At 63.7% G+C, this 1,936-nt stretch carries 3 protein-coding genes and 1 pseudogene; 1 reads left to right on the top strand and 3 read right to left on the bottom strand.

The annotated features are described in order from the left end of the window. Nucleotides 1–239, top strand: a 239-nt coding sequence (locus tag ACPGXI_RS17965; protein ID WP_526655384.1) for a transposase, incomplete at its 5' end; no start/stop codon positions are given. 62 nt (nt 240–301) lie between these two features. Here ACPGXI_RS17965 and ACPGXI_RS17960 read toward each other — a convergent pair. The 3 genes and pseudogenes from ACPGXI_RS17960 to ACPGXI_RS17950 all read right to left on the bottom strand — a co-directional run. Then, nucleotides 302–1,131: pseudogene (locus ACPGXI_RS17960) on the bottom strand (phosphotriesterase family protein). Between the two features lie 60 nt (nt 1,132–1,191). Then, complete coding sequence (locus tag ACPGXI_RS17955; RefSeq protein ID WP_526655382.1) at nt 1,192–1,458, bottom strand: hypothetical protein; 267 nt, start codon at nt 1,456–1,458, stop codon at nt 1,192–1,194. Nucleotides 1,459–1,655: 197 nt separating this feature from the next. Next, the coding region (locus tag ACPGXI_RS17950) for a phosphoenolpyruvate hydrolase family protein (RefSeq protein WP_526655380.1) at nt 1,656–1,936 on the bottom strand (281 nt) is incomplete at its 5' end.

The raw sequence follows: 1,936 nt of genomic DNA, 5'->3' as shown, positions 1-1,936 counted from the left end.
TCCTCACCTACAAAGCAGCCCGCGCCGGAGTGCCGATGGTCCAAGTGGACCCCAAACACACCAGCCAGCGCTGCACCGACTGCGGCCACATCGACAAACGAAACCGGACCAGCCAGGCCAAGTTCCTTTGTCGAGACTGCGGATTCACCGCAGAACACGCAGACATCCTCGGAGCCGACAACATCGCACTCCGAGGTCCAGAAACCTGGGCCCAGTCAACGGCCCCTAGCGCGGCGTGACACCTGGCAACCAGCCAGGGATAACAGCTGCAAGCCCGGTTCCTTCAGGACCGGGTAGTTGACTATCCGCCCTGGTGCTCGAAGATGCGGCGCGGGTTGTCGACGAGCATGGTGTGTATCTGATCTTCGGTGACACCGCGGTTCGTCAACGCCGGCAGTACATCGTTGTGGATATGTAGATACTGGGACTTTCCCGAGCTCTCTTGCTGATCGGGTGCCGGCATCCAGGCGATGAAGCAGGCCGCGTCGTGAGAGAGCACCATCTTGTCGGCGTGGCCACGCTCGCACATCCGCGCCACGGTCTCGATACGCTCTGCGAACGGCAGGATCTGGTCGTAGCCGAAGCGGTCCATGCCGAGGTAGGAGCCGTTGGCGATGAGCTCTTCGAGATAGTCGAGGTCGGTGCTGTCGCCGCTGTGCCCGATGATGACCCGCGACAGGTCCACGCCCTCAGAAGCGAAGATGTGCTGTTGATCGATTCCGCGGCGAGTGGCGGCGTGGGTGTGTGTGGAGATCGGCGCGCCGGTGTGCCGGTGGGCCTGCGCAACTCGGTGCCCGGCCCGGTGAAGTAGAAGTGGAGAGGAACGTCGTTGTAGGTGTACACACCTGTCGCCACCACGATCTGCACGTCGGTCTGTGCGGCGACCCGCGCGATGCGTGGAATGTAGCGGCCCAGTCCGATCACGGTCAGATCGACGATGGTGTCCACCCCGCCGGCCTTGAGTTCGTTCAGACGCCGGACTGCGTCGGCCTCGCGCTGAGCCTCATCGCCCCAGCTCTCGGGATAGTTCTGCATGATCTCGGGGGACAGCAGGAACACGTGCTCATGCATCAACGTCACGCCCAGCTGTGCGGTGTCGACGGGTCCGCGTGCTGTGTTCGTTGCCGCCACCGGTAGATCTTGCTCCCTGCCCGGGCCGGTGATACCCGGGATGCTCAATTACGTTGCGGGTCAGCCGAAGGACACCATGTGGTTGTGGTGGTGGCGCGAGCTCGAGCGAGGCATGAAGCTTGCCGACGACGGAGCCTTGGTCTGCGGGACTGCGACGATGCCGGTGCGCGGTGTCAAGTCGTGCTGGATCTGTTGGTTCTGTTGGTTGTTGTCGTTGGCCGCGGTGGCGGGGCCGGCTACCCCCAGGGCTGCGCCGCCGATGATGCCGGCCGACAGGACGGGCAGGGCAACGAGGCGGGTGAAGCGGCGGGTGGCGTTGCTGGTCATGGTGATGACTCCTTCTGTGCTCATTGGGTTTTCGGTTTTCGTGCCGGTGCTCTCCGGCGATGAGATAACTATCGCGCACACCGGTGTCGATGTCTGTCGGCCGAACGGCGGTCTGTGCGGTGGAAATCGCTGTCCCCCAATCGGGGGATAGCGCTTGCTGCGGTGTGGAAAAGCCGCCCGGTGAATGGTGCAGCCGGCTACCGCCTGATTGCCTTGAACTTCCTGCATTGGTCGGTGAGTGCCACCTCTGTCGGCAGGCGCTCCATGGAACTCGCGCCATAGAAGCCATGACAGTTCTTTACGCGCTGCAACACGTACTCGGCGTCTTCGGGCATGGCGACCGGGCCGCCGTGCACCAAGACGAGCGCGTCCGGTTTCTCGCTGAGTGCTGCGGCGCCCCATTCGCTGGCCAGAGCCGCACAGTCATCGAGGCTCCGCGCGGTATCTGCGCCGATGCTGCCACCGGTTGTGAGACCCA

The organism is Mycobacterium sp. (assembly GCF_049608025.1).
In the GTDB taxonomy this organism is placed as follows: domain Bacteria; phylum Actinomycetota; class Actinomycetes; order Mycobacteriales; family Mycobacteriaceae; genus Mycobacterium.
Note: the sequence above shows the minus strand (reverse complement) of the source record. Positions and strands in the feature narration are given on the sequence as shown.

What these genes read in the sequence shown, in the direction of transcription:
- ACPGXI_RS17955 (WP_526655382.1), bottom strand. Translation starts at nt 1,458, where the DNA reads ATGACCAGCAACGCCACCCGCCGCTTCACCCGCCTCGTTGCCCTGCCC.